8 protein-coding genes are annotated in these 4,469 nt (G+C 40.6%); all 8 read left to right on the forward strand.

The genetic code is table 11. From position 1 onward, the window contains the following. Nucleotides 1–494, forward strand: a 494-nt coding sequence (locus tag ACYVG7_RS11125) for a flagellar basal body P-ring protein FlgI (protein ID WP_460883177.1), incomplete at its 5' end; no start/stop codon positions are given. Between the two features lie 66 nt (nt 495–560). Next, the gene (locus tag ACYVG7_RS11130; protein ID WP_460883178.1) at nt 561–866 is read left to right on the forward strand and encodes a hypothetical protein; all 306 of its coding nucleotides are present in this window, start codon (nt 561–563) and stop codon (nt 864–866) included. A gap of 1 nt (nt 867) precedes the next feature. Beyond that, a complete protein-coding gene (locus tag ACYVG7_RS11135) occupies nt 868–1,266 on the forward strand; it encodes a flagellar basal body rod protein FlgC (RefSeq protein WP_460883179.1) in 399 nt (132 codons plus the stop codon). Between the two features lie 2 nt (nt 1,267–1,268). Next, nucleotides 1,269–1,568, forward strand: a complete 300-nt coding sequence (fliE, locus tag ACYVG7_RS11140; RefSeq protein ID WP_460883180.1) for a flagellar hook-basal body complex protein FliE — start codon at nt 1,269–1,271, stop codon at nt 1,566–1,568. Further along, a complete protein-coding gene (gene fliF, locus ACYVG7_RS11145) occupies nt 1,568–2,986 on the forward strand; it encodes a flagellar basal-body MS-ring/collar protein FliF (RefSeq protein ID WP_460883181.1) in 1,419 nt (472 codons plus the stop codon). Before fliE ends, fliF begins: the two co-directional genes overlap by 1 nt. A gap of 1 nt (nt 2,987) precedes the next feature. After that, nucleotides 2,988–3,422, forward strand: coding sequence for a hypothetical protein (locus tag ACYVG7_RS11150; RefSeq protein WP_460883182.1), 435 nt, complete (start codon nt 2,988–2,990; stop codon nt 3,420–3,422). After that, nucleotides 3,419–4,123: a FliH/SctL family protein gene (locus ACYVG7_RS11155; protein ID WP_460883183.1), complete on the forward strand. Its 705-nt coding sequence runs from the start codon at nt 3,419–3,421 to the stop codon at nt 4,121–4,123. Before ACYVG7_RS11150 ends, ACYVG7_RS11155 begins: the two co-directional genes overlap by 4 nt. Before the next feature lie 4 nt (nt 4,124–4,127). Next, nucleotides 4,128–4,445: a hypothetical protein gene (locus ACYVG7_RS11160; protein WP_460883184.1), complete on the forward strand. Its 318-nt coding sequence runs from the start codon at nt 4,128–4,130 to the stop codon at nt 4,443–4,445. Nucleotides 4,446–4,469 lie beyond the last annotated feature (24 nt).

Consider the following 4,469-nt stretch of genomic DNA (forward strand, 5'->3'; position numbering starts at 1 on the left):
AAAAGAAAGACGCTATAAACGCGGGCAGAAAAATAGTGATCGGCATGATGTTATTGGCCGATCGACATGATGTTATTAGCCAAGATATTATGATTAACCCGGTAACGAGTGGCAGAGTGGTGGTGAATGAAAGAACTGGAACAATAGTCGCCGGTGGTGATGTTGTTATTGATAATGTCACGATTTCACATGGTAATTTGCGATTGTCAATCACGACTCGCTACGATGTCTCACAACCGAACGCCGGTATTACTATCAATGATAGTAGCTTCGTGAATGGGAGCGATACAGCAGCCAGGACTGTTGTGGTACCAGAAACAAATATTACGGTCAGCGAAGATATGTCATCTGTTGCTAAAAGTCGTGCAGGTACAACAGTCGCGGATCTTATTTCAACATTGAATAAAATGAAGATGACAACGCGAGATATTATTACGATTTTGCAGTCATTAAGTCGAGCTGGTGCATTGCACGGTGATCTGATAATTCAGTAGGGTTGTAACATGATAAACGATGATTTGACAATTCAGTTTCTGACAAGAAGCATGGATCTTCAAAAAATGAAACACTATGTTTCGGCGTATAATGTTGCAAACATTAACAGCCCGGACAAAAAATTCGCTTCTGTTAATTTTGATGATTACATGACATCACTTCGGCAGGCTAACTATTCAGGAGAGCAAAGCTCAACTGTTAATGAGCTTGATAATGAACTGCCAACAATTGAATATTCTGACAGTATAAATGTGAGTATTGATAAAGAAATACGTACATCCGATGAGGCCGAAGGTAAATATACAGCATTAGCAGAACTAGTTAAGAGAAATATTGGTTTCATGATGTTAGGTATTAAGGGGAATGTCTAGTATGGATATTTCATCAATAAAGTCTATTGCTGCATACGGCATGGATCTGGAGCGCAATCGACTGGAGGCTGCGGGATTAAATATCTCCACGGCTAACCAACCATTAAAAAGTGGTCAGGTTGCTCGACAGTTTTCTGTCGATACAAATTCTGATATGGCGGCGGATGGTGAAATTCAGAATTCTATCTCGCTCATTGCCACCCCAATTGCATCTAAGCAGGTGTATATGCCGAATAATGTTTCTGCAGATGAAGCTGGGATGGTTAATTATCCGGATGTAGATGTTACCCAGCAGTTGATTGATGTATCTACAGCAACCAGAGCCTATGAGGCCAATATCAGGATATATAACTCAGCATCATCAATGAGTAAGAAGTTGCTAGAAATTGGAGCCAAATAACAATGCAGATTGATCCTGTAGTTTTATTGGGAGAGGCGAATCAAATGTCGCCTGTATCCACTAACGTGCCAACGAGTCAACCGGGGCAGTTTTACGACTTAGTCGTTCATGGCGTTGAGCGTGTGAATGATAGCTTGCTCGAGGCTCAATCGTTAACTCGTTCATATGCCGTTGACTCGACCGTAGATCTGCAGGATGTCATGTTGGCAGTAGAAGAAGCTAACCTCTCATTTCAGTTTGCTAATCAAATAAAAACAAAATTGACTGAAGCAGTTCAAGAAGTATTAAGGATGCAAGTGTAATGTTTAACAATCGTCAAGCCATCGTTAACTTTCTTGTTAAGAATAGAATTATATTACTTGGCATCTTCTTCGTTTGTATTATTTCCATTAGCGTTTTTCACTATATCTATGCAATCGAGCAGGCTCCTCTTGTCACAAATGTTGATGAAAAGGATGCAGCAGAAATTGTCGCATCCCTGAAAGAAATGGGGGTCCAATATGAAATATCGGAAGGCGGTAAAACCATTTCTGTAGCAACAAATCAAGTCGAATCAGTTCGTCTTGATTTGTTAGCTAAGGGCATAAATTCACAAATGCCGGTAGGCTTCGAACTGTTCAATAATAGTGATATTGGTTTGACTGACTTTTCACAAAAAATAAACTTTCAAAGAGCATTGGAAGGGGAGATAACACGCACCATACAGTCAATTCCTTCGGTTGATCAAGTTAGGGTTCATCTGACTCTACCGGAAAACAACAGTCTTTTATCCAGTCATGAAATGCCGAAGGCTTCGGTGAAGGTTGCATTTCATGGTGGTCGTACCGATGAAAAGCAAATTCTTGGTATTCAAAGTATGGTCGCTGCGGCGGTAGAAGGTCTCGATCCATCTCGAGTGACTATTACTGGCTTTGATGGCGTTGCACTTACAAAATCAACTGTCAATAGTGCTGCATTTTCAAACATTGAAGAGCAGCAAGATTCAGCACAAAAATTACTTATTGATAATATCAAAACGCTATTAATTCCAATTTTTGGCGAGAAAAAGATTTCTGTTTCAGTAGTCGCTGAGTATGAATTGGAAAAGAAAAAAGAAATCACCAGAAGATTAATTCCGGCCATAAAAGAATCTGGATTTCTGAAATCACGCTCTACTGATGTGCAAAATTCATCATCATCTGGAGATTCAGATAACAAGAAATATAACAAGCAGAGTAAAGATGAGTATGTGTATGGTGATCAGTATGTTGAAAGAACTAATCAACCGGGTTCATTAAGTCGCATTTCGGTAGCTGTCGCAATATATAGTCCGCTGGATAAGAATCAAAAATTGTCACTGGAGCGCTTGGTCAAGGCCGCTGTCGGTTTTGAGCCAATTCGCGGTGACCAGTTAGTTCTAGAATCTATCGTGTCACCTTTGTCGACTATTCAACCTTCAAGTTCTGAACATTATGAAGTTGATAATCAGTCTTATGTAGGTCTGCAAGAATTAGATAAACATTCAGCCTCTTCCGCCTCATTGCCTACCAATCAGGTTAACAATATGTTATTTCGAATTGTGGCTGGATTATTGTTGTTTATGTTTCTTGTCAGCATTTATCTCTATCTCCGTGGACCTAGAAAAAACAGACTAGATAAAATACAACGCGAAGAACTATTGCGGGATATTAAAGAATGGCTCGATATTGACGCTGCGAACTCAGGCCGGGAGCGTACATAAGGTGAACTTGATAAACGTTGTTGCGCTTCGACTTGCGGCCTTGCATCCTGCCGATCAGCGTTGGTTGCTAAATCAACTCAATAGGGTTGATGCTGAGGTTGTCAAATCATCACTGGCTCAGCTAGGTAAACTATTAGATTTAGAGCGTGGCGTATCGGAGGATGTGCTCGATCTCATTACTGTATCTTCCCAGGCATATGAGCACGAATTAAGTGAACTATGCCGTGCTCGTATCGATTTTAAACGTAAAGTTGAACTTAAAAAATGCCAAAAGCAAGTCGAAAGAATATTGAATCGCAGTACGTTGGATTATTTATCCAAAGTCGGTGTGTTGACTCACACGAACAGGAAATCTAGTGACATAGTTTTATCACCACAATTTGAAACTCTGTTACTCACTAAAATCATGTCTGTATTGGAAAACACTACGCCATGACAACGATATTTTCATTACGTGATCTTGGGCAATTTAACACTCTTGATATTTATGGTTCAATATCGGGCAAAGATATTGATGCGTCGAATACACTATCTGCTGATTGTGCCGAGTCTGAGTTGATTACGGCAGAGAAAAAAATTCATGCACTTGAGATGAAGATCGAGAGTCTTAGAAATAGTATCGAATTGGTAAAGCAAGATGGCATCAATGAAGGAAAGTTGCGTGCGCAGTCGGAACTTGAGGAGCAATATGCATCATTACGCCTCAAAGAAAATGAATTGATTGCACAATTTTCTTTACTTAAGCAGTTATCTGAAGTCATAGATACTTCTGTCGGCAATGTTCGGGATCATTTTCTGAGTGAGTGTTACGAGATCGTTTTTTCAGCGGTGCTTGCGATTATCGGCCACGATTATTCATACGCAGATCATCGTGTAACCAGTATGATTGAAACGCATCTGGATAAAATAACTACAACCCAGGCATCGATTCTCTGCGTTTCACCTACGGATTATCGTGTCTTGGTGGCCAATCATGATCTGATGGCGCTCCTCCCAAAACAATTACGTTTAGAAGAGCTCACCCAATTACAACATGGTGACATTCTTATCAAATCTGCGGCGGGCGAACTGGATCATCGTTTGCAAATAAAAATAGAACAATTCAAGAATATGCTCATTGAGCATGCGGTAGAGTAGCTAGATGACTTTTATATCGCTAAAAAACAAAATAAAAACTTACCGCTTCGGAAAGCAGGTAGGCTTTGTAAAAAAATATGTTGGCCTAGTGGTTTTTGCTACAGGCGTTGATGCTTTTGTGGGCGAGATTTGTCTTATCAGTATTGCCAATGGCCGTACCGTTGAAGCTGAAGTCATCGGTATTCAGTATCCGACCATTTTGCTGATGCCTTATGGGCGGGTCGAAGGTATTACGCTGGGGAGTCATGTTGTTGCGACTGGACATAGGCGTTGTTGCTCAAATCAGGGAACTATCCCGCAGTTTGGTGATCTGATCTCTTAGGTTCACCACCGGGAGCGCCAGATG

Source organism: Pseudaeromonas pectinilytica (assembly GCF_054780855.1).

Excerpts from the sequence above, each read along its gene's own strand:
- ACYVG7_RS11135 (WP_460883179.1), top strand. The coding sequence starts at position 868 with ATGGATATTTCATCAATAAAGTCTATTGCTGCATACGGCATGGATCTG.
- ACYVG7_RS11155 (WP_460883183.1), top strand. The coding sequence starts at position 3,419 with ATGACAACGATATTTTCATTACGTGATCTTGGGCAATTTAACACTCTT.
- fliE (WP_460883180.1), top strand. The coding sequence starts at position 1,269 with ATGCAGATTGATCCTGTAGTTTTATTGGGAGAGGCGAATCAAATGTCG.
- fliF (WP_460883181.1), top strand. The coding sequence starts at position 1,568 with ATGTTTAACAATCGTCAAGCCATCGTTAACTTTCTTGTTAAGAATAGA.
- ACYVG7_RS11130 (WP_460883178.1), top strand. The coding sequence starts at position 561 with ATGAAACACTATGTTTCGGCGTATAATGTTGCAAACATTAACAGCCCG.
- ACYVG7_RS11160 (WP_460883184.1), top strand. The coding sequence starts at position 4,128 with ATGACTTTTATATCGCTAAAAAACAAAATAAAAACTTACCGCTTCGGA.